Source organism: Azospirillum humicireducens (assembly GCF_001639105.2).
GTDB lineage: Bacteria > Pseudomonadota > Alphaproteobacteria > Azospirillales > Azospirillaceae > Azospirillum > Azospirillum humicireducens.
In genome coordinates this window covers 2,739,389-2,760,127 of sequence record NZ_CP015285.1, presented here as the reverse complement: position 1 = coordinate 2,760,127, position 20,739 = coordinate 2,739,389, and the positions used below count along the sequence as shown (strand labels likewise).

The 20,739-nt window shown below is 68.7% G+C and carries 27 protein-coding genes; 8 read left to right on the top strand and 19 right to left on the bottom strand.

Annotated elements, in window-relative coordinates:
* Positions 1 to 49 precede the first annotated feature (49 nt).
* Genes A6A40_RS13020 through A6A40_RS13000 form a run of 5 tightly spaced genes read right to left on the bottom strand, consistent with a single transcriptional unit; the run spans position 50 to position 2,384 of the window.
* Positions 50 to 829 carry a lysozyme family protein gene (locus tag A6A40_RS13020; protein ID WP_063635757.1) on the bottom strand — a complete coding sequence of 260 codons (780 nt, stop codon included), beginning with the start codon at positions 827 to 829 and terminating at the stop codon, positions 50 to 52.
* 17 nt (positions 830 to 846) lie between these two features.
* On the bottom strand, positions 847 to 1,113 hold the full coding sequence (gene fliQ, locus A6A40_RS13015; RefSeq protein ID WP_014249892.1) for a flagellar biosynthesis protein FliQ: 267 nt from the start codon (positions 1,111 to 1,113) through the stop codon (positions 847 to 849).
* 48 nt (positions 1,114 to 1,161) lie between these two features.
* Positions 1,162 to 1,521 carry a flagellar hook-basal body complex protein FliE gene (gene fliE, locus A6A40_RS13010; RefSeq protein WP_082860815.1) on the bottom strand — a complete coding sequence of 120 codons (360 nt, stop codon included), beginning with the start codon at positions 1,519 to 1,521 and terminating at the stop codon, positions 1,162 to 1,164.
* An 11-nt stretch (positions 1,522 to 1,532) separates the two neighbouring features.
* Positions 1,533 to 1,952, bottom strand: a complete 420-nt coding sequence (flgC, locus tag A6A40_RS13005; RefSeq protein WP_108546666.1) for a flagellar basal body rod protein FlgC — start codon at positions 1,950 to 1,952, stop codon at positions 1,533 to 1,535.
* Between the two features lie 39 nt (positions 1,953 to 1,991).
* Positions 1,992 to 2,384 (bottom strand): hypothetical protein, encoded by a 393-nt coding sequence (locus A6A40_RS13000; protein ID WP_063635756.1) that lies wholly within the window; start codon positions 2,382 to 2,384, stop codon positions 1,992 to 1,994.
* A gap of 125 nt (positions 2,385 to 2,509) precedes the next feature.
* Here A6A40_RS13000 and fliI point away from each other — a divergent pair, with 125 nt between their 5' ends.
* From fliI to A6A40_RS12985, 3 genes are all read left to right on the top strand, one after another.
* Positions 2,510 to 3,853: a flagellar protein export ATPase FliI gene (fliI, locus tag A6A40_RS12995; RefSeq protein WP_063635755.1), complete on the top strand. Its 1,344-nt coding sequence runs from the start codon at positions 2,510 to 2,512 to the stop codon at positions 3,851 to 3,853.
* Positions 3,850 to 4,452 (top strand): hypothetical protein, encoded by a 603-nt coding sequence (locus tag A6A40_RS12990; protein ID WP_063635754.1) that lies wholly within the window; start codon positions 3,850 to 3,852, stop codon positions 4,450 to 4,452. Before fliI ends, A6A40_RS12990 begins: the two co-directional genes overlap by 4 nt.
* Positions 4,453 to 4,594: 142 nt before the next feature.
* Complete coding sequence (locus tag A6A40_RS12985) at positions 4,595 to 5,038, top strand: YbaN family protein (RefSeq protein WP_082860814.1); 444 nt, start codon at positions 4,595 to 4,597, stop codon at positions 5,036 to 5,038.
* Positions 5,039 to 5,047: 9 nt separating this feature from the next.
* Here A6A40_RS12985 and A6A40_RS12980 read toward each other — a convergent pair whose 3' ends face one another.
* The 7 genes from A6A40_RS12980 to A6A40_RS12950 all read right to left on the bottom strand — a co-directional run bounded on the left by A6A40_RS12980 (position 5,048) and on the right by A6A40_RS12950 (position 10,587).
* A complete protein-coding gene (locus A6A40_RS12980; RefSeq protein ID WP_082860813.1) occupies positions 5,048 to 6,160 on the bottom strand; it encodes a hypothetical protein in 1,113 nt (370 codons plus the stop codon).
* Positions 6,161 to 6,197: 37 nt separating this feature from the next.
* A complete protein-coding gene (locus A6A40_RS12975) occupies positions 6,198 to 6,989 on the bottom strand; it encodes a DUF1217 domain-containing protein (RefSeq protein ID WP_063635752.1) in 792 nt (263 codons plus the stop codon).
* Positions 6,986 to 7,366, bottom strand: a complete 381-nt coding sequence (locus tag A6A40_RS12970; RefSeq protein WP_063635751.1) for a hypothetical protein — start codon at positions 7,364 to 7,366, stop codon at positions 6,986 to 6,988. Before A6A40_RS12970 ends, A6A40_RS12975 begins: the two co-directional genes overlap by 4 nt.
* 4 nt (positions 7,367 to 7,370) lie before the next feature.
* Positions 7,371 to 7,838, bottom strand: coding sequence for a flagellar biosynthesis repressor FlbT (locus A6A40_RS12965; RefSeq protein ID WP_063635750.1), 468 nt, complete (start codon positions 7,836 to 7,838; stop codon positions 7,371 to 7,373).
* Positions 7,828 to 8,226, bottom strand: coding sequence for a flagellar biosynthesis regulator FlaF (locus A6A40_RS12960; RefSeq protein ID WP_063635749.1), 399 nt, complete (start codon positions 8,224 to 8,226; stop codon positions 7,828 to 7,830). The genes A6A40_RS12965 and A6A40_RS12960 overlap by 11 nt, the downstream gene beginning before the upstream one ends.
* A 201-nt stretch (positions 8,227 to 8,427) precedes the next feature.
* Entirely contained in the window at positions 8,428 to 9,672 is a 1,245-nt protein-coding gene (locus A6A40_RS12955; RefSeq protein WP_063635748.1) for a flagellin N-terminal helical domain-containing protein, read from the bottom strand.
* Positions 9,673 to 9,861: 189 nt separating this feature from the next.
* Positions 9,862 to 10,587, bottom strand: coding sequence for a winged helix-turn-helix domain-containing protein (locus tag A6A40_RS12950; RefSeq protein ID WP_236783665.1), 726 nt, complete (start codon positions 10,585 to 10,587; stop codon positions 9,862 to 9,864).
* A 631-nt stretch (positions 10,588 to 11,218) separates the two neighbouring features.
* Between A6A40_RS12950 and A6A40_RS12945 the strand changes: the two genes are divergently transcribed.
* A complete protein-coding gene (locus tag A6A40_RS12945; protein WP_236783664.1) occupies positions 11,219 to 11,530 on the top strand; it encodes a tol-pal system YbgF family protein in 312 nt (103 codons plus the stop codon).
* Between the two features lie 147 nt (positions 11,531 to 11,677).
* Here A6A40_RS12945 and A6A40_RS12940 read toward each other — a convergent pair whose 3' ends face one another.
* The 7 genes from A6A40_RS12940 to fliF form a co-directional block, all read right to left on the bottom strand.
* Positions 11,678 to 12,397: a flagellar hook-length control protein FliK gene (locus A6A40_RS12940; RefSeq protein WP_063635745.1), complete on the bottom strand. Its 720-nt coding sequence runs from the start codon at positions 12,395 to 12,397 to the stop codon at positions 11,678 to 11,680.
* Positions 12,398 to 12,426: 29 nt separating this feature from the next.
* Positions 12,427 to 13,455 (bottom strand): flagellar motor switch protein FliG, encoded by a 1,029-nt coding sequence (locus A6A40_RS12935; RefSeq protein ID WP_063635744.1) that lies wholly within the window; start codon positions 13,453 to 13,455, stop codon positions 12,427 to 12,429.
* Between the two features lie 9 nt (positions 13,456 to 13,464).
* The gene (locus A6A40_RS12930; RefSeq protein WP_063635743.1) at positions 13,465 to 13,743 is read right to left on the bottom strand and encodes a hypothetical protein; all 279 of its coding nucleotides are present in this window, start codon (positions 13,741 to 13,743) and stop codon (positions 13,465 to 13,467) included.
* A gap of 4 nt (positions 13,744 to 13,747) precedes the next feature.
* A complete protein-coding gene (gene fliP / locus A6A40_RS12925) occupies positions 13,748 to 14,530 on the bottom strand; it encodes a flagellar type III secretion system pore protein FliP (protein ID WP_063635742.1) in 783 nt (260 codons plus the stop codon).
* Positions 14,531 to 14,705: 175 nt separating this feature from the next.
* Complete coding sequence (gene fliN / locus A6A40_RS12920; protein WP_063635741.1) at positions 14,706 to 15,044, bottom strand: flagellar motor switch protein FliN; 339 nt, start codon at positions 15,042 to 15,044, stop codon at positions 14,706 to 14,708.
* Positions 15,045 to 15,066: 22 nt separating this feature from the next.
* Complete coding sequence (locus tag A6A40_RS12915; protein ID WP_063635740.1) at positions 15,067 to 15,744, bottom strand: FliH/SctL family protein; 678 nt, start codon at positions 15,742 to 15,744, stop codon at positions 15,067 to 15,069.
* Positions 15,744 to 17,471 carry a flagellar basal-body MS-ring/collar protein FliF gene (gene fliF, locus A6A40_RS12910; protein ID WP_063635739.1) on the bottom strand — a complete coding sequence of 576 codons (1,728 nt, stop codon included), beginning with the start codon at positions 17,469 to 17,471 and terminating at the stop codon, positions 15,744 to 15,746. Before fliF ends, A6A40_RS12915 begins: the two co-directional genes overlap by 1 nt.
* 188 nt (positions 17,472 to 17,659) lie before the next feature.
* Between fliF and A6A40_RS12905 the strand changes: the two genes are divergently transcribed.
* Genes A6A40_RS12905 through A6A40_RS12890 form a run of 4 tightly spaced genes read left to right on the top strand, consistent with a single transcriptional unit; the run spans position 17,660 to position 20,736 of the window.
* Entirely contained in the window at positions 17,660 to 18,202 is a 543-nt protein-coding gene (locus A6A40_RS12905) for a flagellar basal body-associated FliL family protein (RefSeq protein WP_236783663.1), read from the top strand.
* 20 nt (positions 18,203 to 18,222) lie between these two features.
* The gene (gene fliM / locus A6A40_RS12900; RefSeq protein WP_236783662.1) at positions 18,223 to 19,392 is read left to right on the top strand and encodes a flagellar motor switch protein FliM; all 1,170 of its coding nucleotides are present in this window, start codon (positions 18,223 to 18,225) and stop codon (positions 19,390 to 19,392) included.
* On the top strand, positions 19,373 to 19,993 hold the full coding sequence (locus A6A40_RS12895; protein WP_063635737.1) for a DUF6468 domain-containing protein: 621 nt from the start codon (positions 19,373 to 19,375) through the stop codon (positions 19,991 to 19,993). The genes fliM and A6A40_RS12895 overlap by 20 nt, the downstream gene beginning before the upstream one ends.
* Positions 19,990 to 20,736, top strand: a complete 747-nt coding sequence (locus A6A40_RS12890; protein WP_063635736.1) for a MotE family protein — start codon at positions 19,990 to 19,992, stop codon at positions 20,734 to 20,736. The genes A6A40_RS12895 and A6A40_RS12890 overlap by 4 nt, the downstream gene beginning before the upstream one ends.
* Positions 20,737 to 20,739: the final 3 nt, after the last annotated feature.

Genomic DNA, 20,739 nt, shown 5'->3' with positions numbered 1-20,739 from the left:
ACGATAGGACGGCGCGGTAAAACCGGGATTTAAGCTGCTCCCCGGCCTGTCACTGGTTCGGCAGCAGCGGCCGGGCCGGGCCGTCGGCGAACAGGCCGGACAGGAAGCTCAGCCGGCCGCGCTCGGCCGCGGTCCAGACCGGGGCGGAGCCGGAGGGTCCCGCCGCCAGCGTTTCCAGATAGCCCAGCGCTCCGGCGACCCAGCGCAAATTGCCGGTCACCCGCTGGCGATAGGCCTCGCCGCGTTCGGACTGGGACGAGTGGTAGCGGGCGATGGCCGTTTCCAGCGAACCGTGGTCGCGCCGCAGCGCCGACAGGAAGGACGCGGCATAGCGGGCGTTGGCGACCGGATCGAAGGCGGTGACAAGATCGGGAAAGGCGTCGGGGTGCCAGCGCAGGTTCACTTGCAGACAGCCGACGTCGATGGACTGCACGCCGCGCGCCTGGGTCTCGCGCACGAAGGCGATTGCCGCGTCGCGCGTCGGGAAATAGTGGGACCGCCCTTCGGTGTTGACCGTCCAGGGCCAGGCGGTGAAAAGGCGGTCCTCCGTCCGCCGGCCGGATTCGGTGAAGCCCATCGCCAGCAGCAGATGGTCGTGGATGCCGGCCGCCTTCTCCGCATCGAGAATGGCGGCGATGCACTGGGCTTCGGGCGGCAGGGCCTTGCGCGACGCCGGGGGGGGCGGTGCCTTCGGCGCGGCGTAGAGCGCCGTGCTCCACACGCCGATCTGCGAGAGGTTGGCCGGCGGCGCCGCCGCACCGCCGGCCGGACTTACGAGCAGCCCGAGAAGGGGGCCGACCGCTCGCAACAGGGGGCGCCGCATCGCCATGGGCGTCACTGCGGGCGTCAGTCGATGGCGACGATCAGGTCGCTCAGCCGGTCGGCATAGGTGGCGAGCGCGCCATACATGAAGGGCAGCGCCAGCACCGTCACCACCAGGATCGCGACGATCTTTGGTACGAAGGTCAGCGTCATCTCCTGCACCTGGGTCAGCGCCTGCACCAGCGAGATCGTCACGCCCACGACCACCGCCACGATCAGCGGCGGGGCGGCGACCAGCAGGGTCGTCCAGATGCCGCTGCGCAGCACCTCCAGCACGTCGGCCTGGTTCATGGGGGTGGTCCTTCGTTCGTGGGGAGAGGTGTCGGCTTCGATGCCCCCTCAAACCGCAATGCGCATGATCTCCTGATAGGCCTGCACCATCTTGTCGCGGATGGCGACGACGCTCTGCACCGTCATCTCAGCGGCCAGAACCGAGCGCACGACGTCCTGCGCGCTGGCCTTGCCCGACACGGCGGCCAGCGACACGCGCTCGCTCTCCTTCAGCGTCTCGACCGCCTGCGAGATCGATTTGTCGAGGAAACCGCCGAAATCGCTTTCCGCACTGGCCGCCACCGCGTCGGTCTGGCCGACGCTGGAGAGCGGCGAGGCCGCCGCCTGGGTCTCGGCGAGGCCGCCGACGAAGGGGCTGCGGTTGGCGGCATAGGCGGCGGCGACGCGGCCGACGGACATCTCGATCATGGAACGGCTCCTCAGCTGCGCAGCAGGTCGACGACGCGGGTCATCATCGCGCGCGATTGTTCGATGACGTTCATGCTGGCCTCGAAGGCGCGGCCGGCCTCGCGCATGTCCATCATCTCGATCAGCGGCTGGACGTTGGGCTTCTTGACATAGCCCTTGTCGTCCGCCGCCGGATGCGAGGGATCGTAGGCAAGCTGGAAATCACTGCGGTCGCGGCCGATCTGCTTGACCTTGACCAGTTCCGCCCCCACCCCGCGGTCCATCATGCTGTCGAAGGACACCGTCTTGCGGCGGTAGGGGTCGCCGCCCTTGGTGGTGGCGGTGGAATCGGCATTGGCGAGGTTTTCCGCCACCACCCGCAGCCGGGTCGATTGCGCCTGAAGTCCGGCGCCGGCGATCTTCAGCGTGGCGCCGAGGGCATCGTTCATCATGGCTCGTCTCCGTCTCGAATGCCGTCAGCCGTTCTTCCCTTAGCCATTTCGCCAGGCCATGCGCAGCATCTGCACATTGCGCTGGAACAGGCTGGTGGTCAGGGCGAAGGCGTCGCGGGTCTCGCTGCCCTTGATCATCTCCTGTTCCAGCGACACCGCGTTGCCGCTCGGCGTCGTCTCCCACAAGGCCGCCTTGCCCGCCTCGCGGAAGCCGGCGGTCGAGCGGGTGCTCACTAGATGAAGGCCGGAGGTGCGGGCGGCCTCGACCGGCCGGATGCCCTCCATCACGCTGTCGAAGGATTTCAGGTCGCGCGCCTGGTAGTCGGGGGTGTTGGCGTTCACGACATTCTCGGCGACCAGCTTCTGCCGCTGCGCCAGATAGTCCAGGCGGGTGCCGGCAAGCTGAAAGAATCCGATTTTACCTAAATCCATTGCGACCTCGTTCCATTACATCTCGCCGGAACACGAGGCGGACGATGAACCCGCCCGTTTAAAACCGGATTTAAATTCCCTCCTCTAGGCTGACCCCATCGACGGACATGATGGAGACAGCGCCCATGCCGGCACTCGCAACCCTGGCGGCGGAACTCGACCGGTTGCCGACGCGCCACTGGCGCGGGGAAATCCGCTCGGCCGCCGGCATGACGCTGGAGGTCGACGGGCTGCAGCGCGTGCTGTCGGTCGGCGACAAATGCCATGCCGAAACCCTGCGCGGCGGCCGTGTGCTGTGCGAGACCATCGGCTTCCGCAACGGCCGCTCGCTGCTGATGGCCTTCGACAGCCTCGACGGCGTGGCGGAAGGCTGCGCCGCCGTCACCGACGACACCGCCTTCACCCTACGCCCCGGTCCCGGCTGGCTCGGCCGGGTGGTGAACGCGCTGGGCGAGCCCATCGACGGCAAGGGGCCGCTGGTGAATGGCGAGCATCCGCGGGCCTTGCGCCAGCCGCCGCCAGCCGCCTGCGCCCGGCGCCGGGTGGGGAAGCGGCTGGACAGCGGCATCCGGGTGATCGACAGCTTCGTGCCGCTGTGCCGCGGCCAGCGCCTCGGCGTCTTCGCCGGGTCAGGCGTCGGCAAATCGACCCTGCTGGCGATGGTCGCCCGCCATGCCGAGGCCGACGCCATCGTCATCGGCCTGATCGGCGAGCGCGGCCGCGAGGTGCGCGAATTCATCCAGGACGACCTGGGACCGGAAGGGCTGGCCCGCTCCGTCGTCATCGTCGCCACGTCGGACGAGCCGCCGCTGATGCGCCGGCAGGCCGCCCTGCTCTGCATGACGGTGTCGGAAGAGATGCGCGATCAGGGGAAGCACGTCCTCTGCCTGATGGACAGCGTCACCCGCTTCGCCATGGCCCAGCGCGAGATCGGGCTGGCCGCCGGCGAGCCGCCGACCGCCAAGAGCTATCCGCCGAGCGTCTTCGCCGAGCTGCCCCGCCTGCTGGAACGCGCCGGCCCTGGCCCCGAGGGCGGCGGAGACGGCGACATCACCGCGATCTTCACCGTACTGGTCGACGGCGACGACCATGACGAGCCCATCGCCGACGCGGTGCGCGGCATCCTCGACGGGCATCTGGTGCTGGACCGCAGAATCGCCGAGCAGGGGCGCTATCCCGCCGTCAACCTGTTGCGCAGCGTGTCGCGCACCCTGCCCGGCTGCCACGATGCGCGCGAGAACCGCATCGTCGGCCGCGCCCGCGCGCTGGCCGCCATCTATGACGGCATGAAGGAGATGATCCGGCTCGGCGCCTACAAGCGCGGCACCGACCCGGAGACCGACGCCGCCATCGACCTGCACCCGCGGCTGGAAGAGTTCCTGCGCCAGGGCAAGGACGACCCTTCCCCATCCGCCGACAGCTTCGCGCGCCTGGACGCGCTGCTCGCCGCCATCGGAGTCCAAACATGAGCGTCAACACACGGCTGGCGGCCCAGGCCGTCACCCCGCCGTCACCCCACCCTGCACGCAAGGAGAAGGCGGAAAGCCTGGACGACAAGATGAGCCTTGGCTTCGACGACCTGATCGACGCGGTCAACCCGCTGCAGCAGTTGCCGGTGGTGTCGTCGGTCTACCGCGAGGCGACGGGAGAGACGATCTCGATCCCGGCCCGGCTGGCTGGCGGCTTCCTGTTCGGCGGCCTGCCCGGCCTGATCGGCAGCGCCGCCATGGTGGCGTTCGAGGAGATCACGGGCGACACCGTGCTGGGCCATCTCGGCAGCCTGCTGGAGGACGGGGACGGCTCCGCCGTGGCCAAGGGGGACGGCGGGACGGCGGCGGCGCTGCCTTGGATGACCGCCGGCACCGGCGGCGGCGCGGAGCCGCCCCTGCCCTCCCCCCAGGCGCTGGCCGAAGCCCTGCGGCGCCGGTCGCCCGCCACGGAGCCGGCACCGGCGGCGCTCGCCGTCCCGGCCGGCGACCGGCCGGCGCCGCAGCTTCTGGCGAAGCTCTACAGCCTGGAGGTGACCGCCGCTGCCGGCGCTCCGGGCGTGATCCGCAAGGCGGGGTGACTGTCCCTCCCCTCCCTGGGAAGAGGGGCGTGGAGCGCGATTTTCTTGTCCGGCGGCCCTGTTAAGGGGTTGCCCGGACTGGTGGCGGACACCCTGGAGCGGCGACGGAGCGGCGTGCTAGCATTCCGTCCGGATTCCAATCGTGGGTGGTCAGGTGGTGGACGACGGTGACAGTCGCGATGAGACGGACAATGTCGGCACCCCTCCGGGAAGGCGCTGGCTCTGGCTGCTGATCGGCCATTCCGCGGTCGGTCTCGCCACGGCCGGCGCCTTCCTGCCGGTGCTGCCGACCGTGCCCTTCCTGCTGGTGGCCGGCTGGGCCTATGCCCGCGGCAACCCCGCCCTGCGCGAGCGGCTGCGCAACGATCCGCGCTTCGGTCCCGCCGTGCGCGAGTGGCAGGACCGCGGCGCCATTCCGGTCCGGGCGAAGATCTTCGCCGTCGCCGGCATGTCGTCCGGCTTCACCGTCCTCGCCCTGTCCTCGCCGGGCTATCTGGTGCTCGGCGGCGTCGGGACGGTCATGGTGGCGGCGGGCACCTACGTGGTGTCGCGGCCGGCGCCGTCGGCCGACGACGACCGCAGCTGACGCCGGCCCTCAGCGGCCGAGATTGTTGCGCGACGCCTGTTCGATGGTCTTGATGTGGGCAAGGCCGGGCAGGATTTCCGACCGGATGAACTCCAGCCTGCGCACCGGGCCGCCGCCGCGGGCGAAGCGGTGCTTCCACAGGTTCATCTTCACCGCCAGCCCGCACAGCACCCCGCCGATGGTCAGATGGTGGGTGACGATCAGGTCGCGGATGCTGCGGAAGCTCTGCGGGTTGATGTCGTGCCAGAAATCGCGGGACCGGTTGTCGAAGCTCTCGAACCGCCCGGTGATGGAGGTGGCGATGTCGGTCAGGTCGTGGCCGATCTCGTCCAGCATCCGGCCCTGGCGGGTGTCGCGGCGCACCTCGCTGACCTGATACAGCTCCGCCATCCAGCCGAGGAAGCCCTGCACGTCGGGAACGATGTCGTCCAGGCAGCGCTTGAAATAGGCAAGCGACAGGAAGATGTCGGCATACTCCTCCAAGAAGGCCGGGATCTCCTGCAGCGGGATGTCGAGCCGGTCGGCGGTCAGCTGCAGCCGGCGCCGCGCCTCCTCCACGTCGGGCTGGACGAACAGCCGGATCAGCTCGTCCATGCTGGCGATCTCCGAGCATTGGATGCCGTAGACATGCTCGATCAACGGCCGGGTGAACACGCGCATGTAGCTGGTCAGCTCAGACCGCTTGGACTGCGACAGGCGCAGGGCGTCGGAATCCTCCACGTCGATGTTCAGCCGGCGAAGCTCCAGCCGCAGGCTGTAGACGTCGAAGCTGGCGGCTTCGGCGATCTGCGCGATCTTGCGCAGGTCGCGGCGGATCAGCGGATCGTCGATGCCGAAGCATTTGGGCAGCTGGTTGATGCCGATCTGGCCGCTGCCGGTCTGGGCATCGTTGAACAGCTCCGCCACCGTCTCCAGACGGACATTCTTGATCAGCCGGGCACGGCGCAGGCCCGGCGTCTCCAACGGAAGGATCGACAGCGGCAGGATGTGCAGCGCATCACGCGCCTCGTCCTCCGCCGACACGGCCGGCCGGGCCAGCCGCACCGCCGCCGCTCCGCTGGTGGCCGGCGGCCGGATGCGGTCCCGTCCCGCTCTGTCCTGTGGGGTGCCGGCTGGAGGCAAGGCTGGGGTCTCCCGTCTGCCGAGCCCCGCGGGCTTGTCAGAAGCGCGGGAATCTCATCAGCGTCATGGTGATGGATGGATCGATGGAGATGACGGACGCCCGCCCGCTGCGGGAGATCGGGCCGATCGACGGCATGGACGCCGCGGCGGCGCTGCCGCCGTTCTGCATGTCGTACATCGCGGCGAAGCGGTCGAGGAACTTGGCGACCTTCTCCGGACTTTTCAGGTCCGCGATGTCCATCCGCTTTTCCAGCAGCGCCTTCTGCTTATCCACGTCGAGAAGCGCGGTCTGCTCCGGCAGGCCGAGCGCGGTGTAGACCACCTTGCGCAGGGCGTTGTCGGCCATCACCTGATACCAGTTGGTGATGTTCCCCGAGCGCCGCTGGAAATAGAGGCCAAGGCGGACCGCCGGATTGGTGGCCTCGGAATCGACCTCCAGCGTCACGTCGACATAGCGGTCGACGATGGCCTGGACGACGGCCGGCTGCTTCAGGTTGGCGCCGCCGGTTTCGGCGAATCCGAGGATGGTCGCCATCTCGCGGAACTTGGTGTCGCTCATCCGGTTGGCGGTGGAGGACGGATCGCCCACGCCCTCCTCCAGCACCTTGCGGATCAGGCCGCGCGACTTGGCCTGGCTGCCCAGGTCGAACGCCTCCAGGACGAAGCGATAGAGCTTGTCGTCCTTCATGAAGTCTTCGGCGCTGGAGACCTTGCCGATATTCTCCTGGAAATAGGAGATGGCCCGCTGCACCGCAGGGCGGCTGCGCACCGCCTGTTCGTAACGGTCGTGGTTGCGGCTGACGACGCGCAGATCGACGAGTGTGGTCATGCCTTCACCTCGCCGTTTCCATTGTCGGCGCCCTCGCGCGGCACGGCGGGATCCTCGTCGGCGGCGTCGGTTTCCGCGCCGTAGCTGGCGGGGATGCGCATGATCACGTCCCCCGTCGCGGTGTCGAGCACCTCGGTGTAGAGCCGGCGGGTGTCGGGGTCGAGATTGACCCGGTAGGGCCGGGCGGCATGCCTGGGCTCCGCCTCCGCGGCGTCGGCCTTCGCTGTGCGCTCCACCACCTCCGCCGGCTTGGTCGTCTCGGCCTGGGCGGCGCGGAGACGGTCGGCCTGCCGCTGGCGGGCCTCGGCGATGATGTCGGCGCTGGCGGAAGAGCGTTCGCCGCTGGGGCCGGCCACGCCGGCGACGGGGGTGGTCATGGCGTCATCCTCCGACGTGGCGGTCGATCTGCACGACCTGCGCCGCCTGGAGGGGCGCTGCCGGAGCGGCCGGGGCCGCCTTGGCGGCGGACAGCAGCGTGCCCTCATACTCCATGACCGGGCGCAGGGCGGAGAGCGCCTTGTAATAGTCGCGCTCGCCGACATGGCCCATGGCGGCGGCGATGCGGTCCTGGATGTCGGGGCGGGTGAAGGTGGTGTAGAGCTGCGCCATCATCTCCGCCACCGCACCGCTGCCGGCGGCGGCGGTCTGCGGGTCGAGCAGCATGCTCTGGATCAGGAAATAGGCGCGGCGCACCGGGGTCACCGCATCCTCCTCCTGCAGGATGTCGCTGCCGCGGATGATCTGCGCGAAGTTGGAGATGGTCAGGGTGTAGCGGCGGTTCTCGTTCTGCACGACGCAGCCGTTGATGACCACCCGCTCGCACGGCTTGAGGCGCAGCTTAAGTGCCATAGGACAGTTCCTCCGTCGCCAGCTCCCGCGCGGGCTGCTGTGCGGCGCCCTGCAGGCCCTGCATCACCGACCGGTTGATGTGGATCAGCAGGTCGATTCCTCCTTCGCCGCGCAGGACGCGCTGGGTGTTGCGGTTCACCGCGAAGGAGAGCGAGACCAGACCGGCGCGCAAACCCTCCGGCAGGGCGTTGCCGTCCTCGAGCAGGTCGGCGCGCAGCGCGTTCCACAGTTCCAGGTTCCGCCACAGCGCATCCTTCAGATCGGCGGATCTCCAATCGGCTTCGCGGTTGGCCTCCAGCGCCAGGGTGATGCGCAGGAACACGCGGTACTCGATCTTTCGCGGATCGTCGCATTCGGCGATGGTCTGGTGGTAGGCGGCGATGCTCATGGGCGCACCCCTGCGGTGGGGTCCTTGACGGCGGGAAGCCGGACCGGTTGCGGTGGGTCTTGGGGGATAGGCTTTGGGTGACGGGCGGGAAGCCGTCGGCGATGCCCGCTCCGCCGCTGCGATGGGAGCATGAACGGGCATGGCCGACGGGACGGCGCCATCGTCCAGGGGTTTGGACGATGGAGCCGCCCACGAAGGGACTTAGCGGAACAGCGACAGGATGTTCTGCGGACCCTGGTTGGCGATCGACAGAGCCTGGATGGCGAGCTGCTGCTGGACCTGGAGGGCCTGCAGGCGGCTCGATTCCTCGTTCATGTCGGCGTCGACCAGCGCGCCGATGCCCTTGTTCATCGAGTCGGTCAGCTTCGACACGAAGTCGTTCTGCACCGACACGCGGTTCTCGATCGAGCCGATCACCGAGGCCTTGCCGATGGCGCTGTCGAGCAGCGAGTTGATGACTTCCAGCGACTTCTTGGAGTTGTTGACCACGTCGATCTGGGTCAGATCGGCGAGGCCGCCGAAGGCATCGCTTTCCTTCGAGCCGACCCACAGACCGGAGATCTGGGCGGTGAAGTTGCCGTCGGTGTTCACGTCCTGGTCGGTGAAGGTCAGCGTGTCGCCGGTGAAGGCGACCTGGAAATCGGCACCGGCCGTGGTCAGGGCGGCGTTCACCGCGGTGGCGATGTTGCCCTGGGTGGTGGCGAGATCGGTGTCGTAGGTCTGGGCCGACAGGTCGACCGACACGTCGACCTTGGTGCCGTTCTCCTTGGTGACCGTCAGCGACAGGGCGCCGAGACCCAGATTCTGGCCGTCGATGAAGGTGGCGCCGGGCGCGCCGAACTTGATGTCGACCTTGGCCTTGGTGGCGTTGGTCGAATCGACCTGCTGCTCGATGGTGGCCTTGCCGACGATCGATTCCACGCGCATGTCCTGGCGCTGGAATTCGATGTAGCTCGGGTCGACCGTGCTGTCGCTGCGGCTCAGCGAGGCCAGGATCGAGACGTTCTTGTCCTTGGCCGTGCCGTCGTTGGAGTAGGTGACGCGCAGCAGGTTGTCGCCGTTGAAGGAGGCATCGGCGGCGGCGCCCTTGATCAGCTTCACCAGCTGGTCGACGTCGTTCTGGATCAGGGTCTTGTCGACGCCGTTGGTCTGGCCGGCGATGACGCGGGCCTTCAGCGTCTGCAGGTTCTCGACGATGTTCTTGGAGGCCACCGACGCGGTGTTGGTGGTGCCGGAGCCCAGCTCCAGCGACTCCTTGACCGCCTTGAAGCCGGCGACGTCGGCCTTCATGGTCGTGGCGATCGACCAGTAGGCGGCGTTGTCCTTGGCGTTGTTGACCTTCAGGCCGGTCGAGATGCGGTCCTGCGTGGTCTCCAGATCCCCGGTCACGCGACGCAGGGTCTGCAGCGCGGTCATGGCGGAGGTGTTCGTCATAATCGAGGCCATGGGTATCTCCATTCGCGAGATGCATGGCGCCTTTCTGACGCCGGGGCCAATCGCGCCGGCCTTCCCGGTCTACTGTGCGGGGGCGCGAGCGGCAAAATCAGGATGACGGAGCCGGTTTAAGCCGGGGTAAAAAATCGGACGCTTGGGATCGGGGCGGACAGGCGGACAGGAGGAGGGACTGACGCGGAGTCAGCGGCCGACGGCGCGGGCCGCGGCGCGCGGCGCCACCGGCGGGATGAAGGGAACGCGGGTGCCAGCCAACCCGCCGGCACCCGACCAGCGGTCCAGCATCAGCTTGGCCCGGTCGGGGGCCACATGGTCGGGCGGCGCCTCGAACTTGTAGCCGCGTCCATAGACCGTCTCGATATAGCGGCCGCCGCCGGTCGCCATGTCGATCTTCTTGCGCAGCTTGCAGATGTAGACGTCGATCACCTTGTCCAGCGGGTCGGAGCCGGACAGGCCGTAGACCTCCTCGTAGATATGCTCCTTCGACACCACCCGGCGGTGGTTGAGGGCGAGCACCGAGAGGATCGCATGTTCCCGCTGGCTGAGGCGCAGCCGTTCGCCATCGACCTCCGGGTCCCGGCCGTCGAGGAAGACGGTCAACCGGCCGACGGTCACCGCATTGCTGGTCAGCCCGTAGGACCGGCGGCGGATCGCCTCCAGCCGGGCGCGGATCTCGGTGCTGACCACTGGCTTCACCAGCACGTCGTCCGCCCCGGCCCGCAGGATGCCGGCGGTGGTGTTGGCGCAGCGGCGTTCGATCAGGCAGATGATCGCGGCGGTGACGTTGCGGGCCCGGAGCATCGCCACGCAGGCTTCGGTGTCGCCGACATCGCCGATGATGATGGCGTCATGTCCGATCTCGATGGAGCCATGCCCGCCCACCAGCTCGCGCAAACCATTCAGGTCCACGCGGTCATGGTTAACCTTGCACAGGGCAAGTTGTTTACCGATTGCGTCGGCAATCAGATCGGCTGGCTCAATCAGCAAAGCCTGCATTGGATTCTCCATGGTCGAGCAAGCGCAGATAAAGCATTGATTTTTACGCAATTGCGCGCATGTCACATGCTTATCACAGCCCCAAAAGAACCCATCGAAAGCCGGTGTGTCAACAGAATGAGCTACCCACATAGACATAGCCAACGAACGTGTTTTACGCCGTTTTAAGGGTTTCATACGACTAAATACCGGATAAATTTTTATTCATCTGCCGTTTTACTTTGAAATCCGAGTTGATTCAGCAGTGATCGCCACAAGCAATCATTAATTCGTTCGACATCTATGGTTAACGACAGTGAAGAAGCCGAAAGCCGGCGCTTACAAACATGAACGCTGGTTTAACCCTGTTGCCCTACGGTCGCCGGGCATCCGTGTTGGAGGAGGTTCCATGTCCGGAACGAAGGCGTCCGTCATTCCGGCGACCGCAGCCGCTGCTTGTCTGCTTGCCCTTGCCGGTTGTGCGCAAATGTCACGACCGCCCGACAGCGATTACCGGCAAGCCCTTGAAAAAGCGTTCATGGCGGGGCGGTGCGACGGAGAGTCTGTGCGGGACCTGTGGTCGGCCTACGGCCGGTGGTATGCGGCGGCAGCGTCCATCGCCGGCCATCCGAAGACCGATGAGGCCGCGGCACTGCTGCGCCAGGGAGACCAGTTCCGCATTCTGGGCTGTCCGGAGGTGGCGCGCGCGTCCTACCGGATGCTGATCAGCCGTTTCCCGGAGGAGGGATATGCCGCGATGCGCGAGGCGGCGCATGACTCGCTGCGGACCCTGCCACCGCCGCCGCCCGTGCCGGGGACAATGCCGACCCCGGCCCCCGCCAGGCCGACCCTGGTGAGGCCGCCGGCGGAGATCTGATACCAGCGGCTCCTGATCCTGACCTGTCAGGATCAAGAGCTTCGGCGGCATGGGCCGCCGCCGCGCCAGTCGGCGCGGATACCAGCGGTCATCATCAATGACCGCTGGTATGAGAGCAGGATCCGAGAGCGGGGAGAGAGGGTTCGATCAAAGGGCGATGTCGGAGGAAAGCGGCCTGTCCAACCCCAGCCAGGCGTCGGCCAGCGGTCCGACGGTCAGCACGCCATCGATCCGGCAATCGGCCAGAGCGGCGCGGAAGCTCTCATGCAGATCGGCCAGCGCCGACGACGGCAGGCCGGTGGCCAGCCGCAAGGTCACGTCCAGCCGCCGACCGCCCAGCGTCGCCATCAGCTGCACCGGCCCCAGCCGCGGCGGCCGGGCCTGGAGCACCAGGGTGACGCGGTCGGACGGCCCGTCCTCCATCCCGACGGCGCAGAGCAGCCCGTCGCCGCCCTCCAGCAGCGGCACGCGCGACAGCCGCCACACCCGCCCTTCGACGGGCTGGAAGCGGGGGGCCAGCGCCCGCTCGCACTCGTCGATCAGCAATCCGCCGTCCAGGCCGGACAGTTCCGCCGCAGCATCCGCAGCGATCCAGCCGCGGCAGCCGTCCGCCGTCGCCGCCAGGAACAGGGCGAGCCCGGCGCCGAAGGTCGAATCGCAACGCGGCAGGCATCCCCGCGCCAGCGCCGATTCGACCGGCGCCAGCGTGTCGAGCAGATCGAGCAGGCGCCGCACCACCGGCCCCGCGTCGGGGCCGTCGCCGGTCTCCCCCGCCGCAGCCGGCATGGCCGCCGGCATCGCGGCGAAGCGTGCCGCCAGCAGGTCGGGCGGCGGCACCTGCGGGGGAACGAGGTCGTGCCCAGCCATTCAGCGGATTTCCATCCTGCCTGCCCCGCTCAATAGACGACCGTGTCGGCGTCGTCGGATTGCGGGATGATGATGGTGCCGTCGTCGGCCATCGCCTTGGCGGTGCGGACGATCTCGGCCTGGGCATCGTTGACGTCGCGCATGCGCAAGGGCCCCATGTTCTCGATCTCGTCCAGCAGGATCATGCGGGCACGCTCCGACAGGACCGACAGGAAATGGTCGCGCTGCGCCACCGGCGCGCCCTTCAGCGCGATGGCGAGCTGGCCGGTGTCGCAGCGGCGGATCACCGCCTGCAGCGAGACGCGGTCCAGCCGCATCAGATCCTCGAAGGTGAACATCAGCTGCTTGATGCGCTGGGTCGGCTCCGGCATCACCGTTTCCAGATCGTCGAAGATCTCGGTCAGCGTCTCGCGGTCGATGCGGTTGAAGATGTCGGCCATCCGTTCCAGCGAATCGTTGCCGTGGGTGCGGGCGTAATTCGCCATGAACTCGTTGTGCAGGATCGATTCAATGTCGAGCAGCACCTCGCGCTGGACCGATTCGATCTGGATCATGCGCTCGATCACCTCGGTGCGGATGGCCGGCGGCAGCAGGACCAGCACCTTGGCGGCGTGGTCGGGCCGCATCTTGGACAGGATGACCGCCGCCGTCTGGGGATATTCGCCGGCCAGATAGCTGGCGAGCACCCCCTCGTTCACGTTGGACATCTTTTCCCACATGGTGCGGCCGGCGGGACCGCGGATCTCACCCATGATCTCGGTGACGCGGTCGGCCGGCAGGAAGCGGTTCAGCATCCGCTCCGTGCTGTCGTAGGAGCCGACGACCGATCCGGCATTGGCGAAGCGTTCGGTGAAGATGCGCATCAGCGTCTCCACCAGATTGGAGGTGACGTTGCCCAGCGTCGCCATCGCCCGGCTGACGAGGCGGATCTCGTCCTCGTCCAGCCGCTCCATCAGCCGCGAGCCGCGCTCCTCGCCAAGGGCCAGGAAGATGACGGCGCTCTTCTCGACGCCGCTCAGGCTCTTGTAGTTCTCACGGATCTTGATCGGCGTTCCCATGGCGGCACCTCAGAAGGAAAGATCGGCGGAGGCTGCGGACGACGGCGGCGCGTCGGGTCCATCGGCGGGCGGCTGGGCCAGCGCGCGGTCGTGGCGGAAGGCGACCGCCATCACGGCGCCCGCCACCAGCAGCAGCGGATGCGGGATCAGCGGGGTGGGCTCGATGGCGGCGAGCAGCCCGGCGATGGAACCGTCCTCCGGCACCGTGGCGCCGCGGCGGCGGGCCAGCGCCAGCAGGCTGTCGGCGAGACTGGCAGGCGGCGATGCCGGGGCGGCAGGGTCTTCCATCGCCTCACACCCCGTAGGAGCGGATCAGGCTGCCGGCGATCAGGAACCAGCCGTCGGTCAGCACGAAGAAGATGATCTTGAAGGGCAGCGCGATCATCACCGGCGGCAGCATCATCATGCCCATCGCCATCAGGATCGCCGCCACCACCATGTCGATCACCAGGAAGGGCAGGAACAGCAGGAAACCGATCTCGAAGGCGCGGCGCAGCTCCGACAGCAGGAAGGCCGGCATCAGCAGCCTGAGATCGACGCTCTCCGCCGTCACCGGCCGCTCATCCCTCACGGCACCGTCCTCGCCCGCCGGTTTCGGCTTGGCGGTGAAGGCGGCGAAGGCGGCCAGATCGCGTTCGCGGACATGCGAGGCCATGAAGCCGCGGAACGGCTCGATCATCCGCTCCAGCCCCTGCTCCTGCGTGACCTGCTCGTTCAGCAGCGGGCGCAGCCCCTCCTGCCAGGCGCTGTCGATCGTCGGACCCATGATGTGGAAGGTCAGGAACATGGCGAGGCTGACCAGCACCATGTTGGGCGGCGACTGCTGCAGGCCGAGGGCCGAGCGCAGCAGCGACAGCACGACGATGATGCGGGTGAAGCAGGTCACCATGATCAGCAGCCCCGGCGCCACGCTGAGCACCGTCAGCAGCACGATGCCCTGGACGATCCGCCCCGACAGGCTCGCCCCGTCCGCCAGCGACCCCAGCGCACCGAGATCGAGGTCGAGCGGCGCCGCGGCGGCGGGTCCGGCGGCGAGGAGGACGGCGGCGAGGAGGGCGAGGGTGCGGAGGCGCATGCGGGGGCTTTCGGGGGGAGTAGTTGCCGCGCTTGCCCCCTCCCCATCCCTCCCCCGCTTTGCGGGAGAGGGGGTAGAACGCTTGCGGGAGTTACTCGAAGGAGCGGCGGCAGTTCCCTCTCCCACCGAAGGTGGGGGAGGGTTCGGGAGGGGGCACCGGTGCGACGACCTCCCCTCAGTCGATCTCCAGCTCCGTCCGCACGATCTCGGTCAGGGTGACGCCGAGGCGCTGGTCCTCGACGATCACCACCTCGCCGCGCGCAACCAAGCGGTGGTTGACCAGCACTTCCACCGGCTCGTCCACCTTGCGTTCAAGCTCCAGCACGGCGCCGCGGCCGAGCTTCAGCAGCTGCGCCACCAGCATGCTGGTGCGGCCGAGCACGACCTGCACGTCGACCGGCACGTTGTAGATGGCGTTCATCGGGCCGTCGTAGGGCTTTTCACCGAGCTTCTCGGCGGCCTTCTCGGCCTGCTTGGGATCGTCATCGAGCATGTCGAGGTTCAAAGGAGGCATGAGGGTTCTCGCTTCGGATCGTTCAGGTCATGTCGGGGGACAGCGCCGGCATCAGGGCGGCGACGGCACGGTCGGCGAGTGCGGCGACAGCGGCCTCGACGGCGGCGGGATCGCGGCGGACGGAGCCAGCGCCCCAATCAGCCTCGATCGCACCGGCGGCAAGCGACGGATCGCCCTGGATGTCGATGCGGCCGCGGAAGACCGCCTGCCCGGCCAGCCTCTCCTCCAGCGGAGGGCGGAGCGACGGGTGCAGGCGCAGGGTGAGAAGCGGGGATTGTCCGGCGGCGCGCAGGGCGTCGGCGGCGAGCCGCTCCACCTCCTCGCGCGCGACCCGGTCGAGCAGCTGCGGCACCATGCGGCGGACCAGCGCCACCAGCACGAAGGCGCCCTGGGCCTCCAGCCGTTCCATCAGGATGGCATGGTCGGCGTCGAGCGCCGCCATCCGCTGCGCCAGCCCGTCGAGAGTCGCGGCAAGCTCCGCCTCGATCCGCCCGCAGGCGGCGCGCTCGCCCTCGGCCCGACCCTGGGCCAGTCCCTCGGCCAGCGCGCTCGCGCGGGCCTCGGCAAGGGCGGCCAGATGCTCCCGCTCCGACAGGGTGGGACGGTCGAGCGGATCGGCCGCCTCCGTCACCTCCGGCTCCGCCGCCGGGGCAGGCGCGCCGAAACCGTGGTCGAAGCGGTAGCGCGGGTAGGCGGCCATCACGCCACCTCCTCATAGAGCCAGGAGCGCAGGATATCGATGGCCTCGTCGGGATACTGGTCGACCAGCTCGCCCAGCCGCCGGATCGAGGAGGCGCGGACGCGGCCCTCCACCGTGCGCAGTTCGATCAGCTGGTCCATGGTCTCCTCGATGCCCAGCTGCGGCGCCATCGACGCGGCGGCGAGCGCGGCTTCCTCCCCCTCCCCGCCGTCGGCCAGCGCCGCGCCGCCGCCGGCCGCGGCGGCAGAGGCCATGGCCGGACCGGTCAGCTGCGGCATGGCGCCGCCGGCGGGCGCGGCCAACGCCGGGGTTTCCGCCACCGCCGGTTCCGGTGCCGGGAAGACGCGGCGGATCAGCGGACGCAGGCCGACCAGGATGACCAGGGCGGAGAGCACCAGCAGGATCACCCACTGGATCAGCGTCATGACGTTGCGGCTCAGCGTCTCGGCGATCTCGTCGCCCAGCGGGCGCGGCGTCAGGTCGGGCGCCAGATCGACGAATTCGAGATTGTCCACCGTCACCCGGTCGCCGCGCGCCTCGCTGAAGCCCATGGCGGAGCGGACCAGCTCGGTCAGGCGCTGAAGCTCCTCCGCGCTGCGCGGCTCGTACTGGCGGGTGCCGTCGGCGGCGGTCTTCCAGGTGCCGTTGACCAGCACGGCGACGCTGAGGCGGCGGACGTCGCCCGGCTCGATCACCGTCTCGCGGCTGACGTTGGAGATCTCGTAATTGACGGTCTCCTCCTGCCGCTTGCTGTCGTTGGAGGATTGCGGCCCCTGCGGCTGGGCGCGCACATCGCGCTGCGGCAGGTTCTGTTCGGCGGTGACCGGCGGCTCGCCGTTGCTGTCCTGGGCGCGCTCCTGTTCCTGCACGGTCTGGGTGGAGCGGACGACCTGGCTGTTGGGGTCGAAGGTCTGGCTGCGCACCACCTCGCGCTTGGTCTCGACCTCGGCGGCGACCTGGACGCGGACATTGCCGGCGCCGAGCCGGGCGGTCAGCATCTGCTCCACCGCGCGGGCGACGCGGGCTTCAGCAGCCACGCGCAGGCCATCGGTGCGCGCCGAGGCCAGCCCCGGCCCATCGTCCTCGGTCAGCAGAAGCTCGCCGGAGGAGTCCATCACCGTCACCGCGCTGGGCTTCAGGTTCGGCACGGCGGCGGAGACGAGATGGCGGATCGACAGGGCCTGTTTCCGGTCCATCGCCGCGCGGCCCCGCATGCGCACCACCACCGAGGCGGTCGGCTTCGGCGCGCTGCGCGAGAATTCCTCGCGCTCCGGCAGGACGATGTGGACGCGCGCGGCCTCGACGCCGGCCAGCGTCTCGATGGTGCGGCCCAGTTCCCCTTCCATGGCGCGCAGGCGGTTGATGCGCTGCATGAAGCTGGTGATGCCGAGCGGCTTGTCGGTGTCGAACAGCTCGTAGCCGACGCCGCCCTGCGCCGGCAGGCCTTTCTCCGCCAGCGCCATGCGGACGCGGGAGACCTCGGACTGCGGCACGCTGATCGTCGTGCCGTCGAAGCCGGCGCTCACCGGCACGCCCATCTCCTGCACCGCCTTGGAGATGCGACCGGCCTCCACCGGTTCCAGGCCGCTGTAGAGCGGCGTCATGTGCGGCTGCGACAGCAGAAGCGCCATGCCGGCGACGGCAAGGACGATGCCGAGCCCGGTCCCAGCCAGCACGAGCAGCCGACCGCGCCCCAACGACCGCAACGTGTCGATCAGACTGTCCACGGTTCCCCGCACCTTTAAAGTTTCTGAAAATCGGCGGGCCTAGTCTTCGCCCTGCGCACCCCCCGACGCTAACGGGGCGACTTTTAAGCGGAGTAAAAAACGGCGTGGCCTCGCAAGACAAAGCGCCTCAAATCTTATCGAACGCCAGCTTTACTAAAATTTTCGGCAATCGTCCGCGGGATGGATCGATGATTACACGATTTGGCATGGCGGGGACCGGAACGGTCAGGGACGAAGTCCTGAACCGCCTTCGTGGATCGGGGCGCATCCTGGTGATCGCGCTGCCGCTCGCCCGTTTGGCTGCCGGCCTCATCGCGGTGGGGGGCGTGGCGGCGGCCGGGATCGCCGGCTACTGGATGGCGGCCGGGCCGCAGGCGCTGGACCGGCTGTGGCCGGCGGCGACGGAGGCGCTGCCTGCCGACGCCGTGGTCGACATGCCGGAGCTGGTCGTCAACCTGCGGCACGACACGCCGTCCCGCTTCCTGAAGATCGGCCTGTCGCTGACCGCCGCCCACCGCGACCGCGAGCGGCTGGAGCGCGCCATGCCGCAGCTCACCGACAGCCTGCAGGAGTTCCTGCGCAACCTGGACCAGGACGACCTTGAGGGGTCGGCCGGGCTGCACCGGCTGCGCAGCGAGATCAAGCGCCGCTTCAACCTGATCCTGTCCGATCCCGCCGGCCGGCAGGAGGTCGTCACCGACGTCCTGCTGCGCAACCTGCTCACGCAATAGCGACCTTCCAGAGGCACCGGATGACCGACACCCCCGCCCCGACCGCCCCCTCCATGGCCGCTGCCCAGACCGTTCCGGACGAGGGGTCCGACGGGGCCGCGGACTGGTCCGACGCCGCGTGGGAACTGGCCGCGGCCCGGCAGACCGCCCCGCCCGCCGCAGCGGCGGCGGAGGCGACGGGCGACGCAATGGCCGGCCTGCCCGGCGAGACCCGGACGCTGAGCCAGGAAGAGATCGACCGGCTGCTGAATTTCGCCGCACCGGAGGGCGGCGGCCCGGCGATGAGCGCCATCCAGCGGCTGGTCAGCTCGACCACGGTCAACAAGGACCGGCTGCCGATGCTGGACGTGGTGTTCGACCGCATGGTGCGGATGCTGAACACCTCGCTGCGCCAGTTCGCGTCCACCAACGTCGAGGCGTCGCTGTCGAAGATCGAATGGCTGCGCTACACCGACTTCCAGGACACCATCGAGCTGCCGGCCCTGATCGGCGTCGCCCGCGCCGAGCCGTGGGACAACCAGATGCTGGTGTCCATCGACAGCGCGCTGATCTATTGCATGATGGACGTGCTGCTGGGCGGGCGGCGGTCCAGGCCGGGGCGGATCGACGGGCGGGCCTACACCTCCATCGAGCGCAAGATGACCGAGCGGATGATGAAGGTGGTGCTCCAGGATCTGGGACAGTCCTTCGATCCGCTGGCCCAGGTCGATTTCGTCTTCGACCGGCTGGAGGTGAACCCGCAGTTCGCCACCATCACGCGCGCCACCAACGCCATCATCCGCGTGCGCATCGCCGTGGAGGTGGAGCGCCGCACCGGCCACATCGACATCGTCATCCCCTACGCCACGCTGGAGCCGATCCGCGGCAAGCTGGTGCAGATGTTCATGGGCGAGAAGTTCGGCCATGACACGGTGTGGGAAAGCCACCTGAAGAACGAGCTGATGCGCTCCAAGCTGGAGCTGGTCGCCGTGCTGGCGGAGACCAAGGTGCCGCTGGGCGAGGTCCTGGCCTGGCAGAAGGGCCAGTCGCTGAAGCTGCGCATCGGCCCCGATCAGACCGTCCTGGTCTTCAGCAAGACCATACCGCTGTTCGCCGGACAGATGGGACAGCGCAACGACAACATCGCGGTGAAGATCGACACCGATCTCGACACCAAGCAGGAGCTGATCGATGGTCTCCTTTCTCATTGACGCGGCCCTGGCGGTGATGCTGGTCACGGCGACCGCCTATCTGGTCATCGTCAACAAGCGGCTGAAGCTGCTGCGCACCGGACAGTCCGAGATCAACGCCCTGGTGTCGACCTTCTCCAAGTCGATCGACGACACCGACGCCTCGATGAAGCGCATGGTGGCGTCGGCGACGGAGATCGCCGCCCGGCTGTCCGACGATCTCGACCGCGCCAAGGGCATGAAGGAGGACATGGCGCTGATCCTGGGCTCCTGCGAGCGCACCACCGCCCGCATGGAGGAGTCGGTCCAGCATGCCCGCGCCCTGCTGCGCCGGCTCGACGAAGGGGCAATGCGCACCGGCCGCAACCGGGCACAGGCGGAAGCAACCGCAGCTGGCAGTGCCGAAGCCGTCGCGAAGCCGCCTGAAACAGCCGCCGCTCCGCTGATGGCGGCCCTGACGGCGGAGGAGATCGACAAGGGCGAGTTCCGGGCGCTCGAAACCGCCCTGCGCGCCGTCGCCGGCCAGACGGCGGAAGCTCCCGCTCCCGCCGCTCCGGCGAAGGCGGCGGCCAGCGCCTTCTATGCGCGGCTGCGCACCGTGGGATCGGAGGCGTCGGCATGATTCCCCGCATCCTCCCCATCACGCTGGTCGCGGTCCTGATGGTGCTGCCGCTGAAGCTCGGCGCTCTGGTGGACGGCTTCCCGGTGATCGCCCAGCAATTCGACCGCGAGTTCGGCGCCCATGAACGCCCCTGGGCGACCGACCTGAAGGCCACCGACGCCAAGACTGCCGAAGCGGCTGCCGCACCGGTACCGGTCCCCGCGCCCCTGCCGGTCTCGACGCCGGTTGCCGAAGCGCCGCCGCCGGTGGCGCTGGCTCCGCCCAGCTGCACCGATCCGCTTCTGCGCGCGGCCATCGACGAGCAGAAGGCCGACAACTCCGGCCGTCACAACCGGCTGCGCGAGGCCGAAGCGGTGCTGGCCGCCACCGAGGCGCGCGTCGGCACCCAGATCCAGCGCCTGAACGGCGTGAAGCGCGAGGTCGAGACGCTGATGGCCCAGCGCTCCAATCTGCAGCAGGAGGACCTGAAACGGATGGTGGCGATCTATGAGGCGATGAAGCCGCGCGATGCCGCCCGCATCCTGACCGATATGGAAACCGACATGGTGGTCGACGTGCTGGACCGCATTTCCGAACGGCGCGCCGCCCCGATCCTGGCCGAGATGGCCGACGCCAAGGCGCGCGAGGTGACGCGGCTGATCCTGCAGCGCCGCGCCTTGCCCGGCGACCGCAAGGCCGCTCCCACCGTCGTCGGCGCTTCGGTGCCGGCGACGGCCGTTCCGCGCCCCACCCTGACCAATTGAGCG

Coding starts and splice junctions, on each gene's coding strand:
- A6A40_RS12955 (WP_063635748.1), bottom strand. CDS start 9,672: ATGGCCTCGATTATGACGAACACCTCCGCCATGACCGCGCTGCAGACC.
- A6A40_RS13020 (WP_063635757.1), bottom strand. CDS start 829: ATGGCGATGCGGCGCCCCCTGTTGCGAGCGGTCGGCCCCCTTCTCGGG.
- A6A40_RS12895 (WP_063635737.1), top strand. CDS start 19,373: ATGGTCTCCTTTCTCATTGACGCGGCCCTGGCGGTGATGCTGGTCACG.
- A6A40_RS12930 (WP_063635743.1), bottom strand. CDS start 13,743: ATGGAAGACCCTGCCGCCCCGGCATCGCCGCCTGCCAGTCTCGCCGAC.
- A6A40_RS12975 (WP_063635752.1), bottom strand. CDS start 6,989: ATGACCACACTCGTCGATCTGCGCGTCGTCAGCCGCAACCACGACCGT.
- A6A40_RS12965 (WP_063635750.1), bottom strand. CDS start 7,838: ATGGCACTTAAGCTGCGCCTCAAGCCGTGCGAGCGGGTGGTCATCAAC.
- A6A40_RS12940 (WP_063635745.1), bottom strand. CDS start 12,397: ATGGCTGGGCACGACCTCGTTCCCCCGCAGGTGCCGCCGCCCGACCTG.
- A6A40_RS12960 (WP_063635749.1), bottom strand. CDS start 8,226: ATGAGCATCGCCGCCTACCACCAGACCATCGCCGAATGCGACGATCCG.
- fliQ (WP_014249892.1), bottom strand. CDS start 1,113: ATGAACCAGGCCGACGTGCTGGAGGTGCTGCGCAGCGGCATCTGGACG.
- fliI (WP_063635755.1), top strand. CDS start 2,510: ATGCCGGCACTCGCAACCCTGGCGGCGGAACTCGACCGGTTGCCGACG.
- A6A40_RS12935 (WP_063635744.1), bottom strand. CDS start 13,455: ATGGGAACGCCGATCAAGATCCGTGAGAACTACAAGAGCCTGAGCGGC.
- fliM (WP_236783662.1), top strand. CDS start 18,223: ATGACCGACACCCCCGCCCCGACCGCCCCCTCCATGGCCGCTGCCCAG.
- fliE (WP_082860815.1), bottom strand. CDS start 1,521: ATGATCGAGATGTCCGTCGGCCGCGTCGCCGCCGCCTATGCCGCCAAC.
- fliP (WP_063635742.1), bottom strand. CDS start 14,530: ATGCGCCTCCGCACCCTCGCCCTCCTCGCCGCCGTCCTCCTCGCCGCC.
- A6A40_RS12905 (WP_236783663.1), top strand. CDS start 17,660: ATGATTACACGATTTGGCATGGCGGGGACCGGAACGGTCAGGGACGAA.
- fliN (WP_063635741.1), bottom strand. CDS start 15,044: ATGCCTCCTTTGAACCTCGACATGCTCGATGACGATCCCAAGCAGGCC.
- A6A40_RS13000 (WP_063635756.1), bottom strand. CDS start 2,384: ATGGATTTAGGTAAAATCGGATTCTTTCAGCTTGCCGGCACCCGCCTG.
- A6A40_RS12915 (WP_063635740.1), bottom strand. CDS start 15,744: ATGGCCGCCTACCCGCGCTACCGCTTCGACCACGGTTTCGGCGCGCCT.
- A6A40_RS12970 (WP_063635751.1), bottom strand. CDS start 7,366: ATGACCACCCCCGTCGCCGGCGTGGCCGGCCCCAGCGGCGAACGCTCT.
- A6A40_RS12990 (WP_063635754.1), top strand. CDS start 3,850: ATGAGCGTCAACACACGGCTGGCGGCCCAGGCCGTCACCCCGCCGTCA.
- flgC (WP_108546666.1), bottom strand. CDS start 1,952: ATGATGAACGATGCCCTCGGCGCCACGCTGAAGATCGCCGGCGCCGGA.
- A6A40_RS12890 (WP_063635736.1), top strand. CDS start 19,990: ATGATTCCCCGCATCCTCCCCATCACGCTGGTCGCGGTCCTGATGGTG.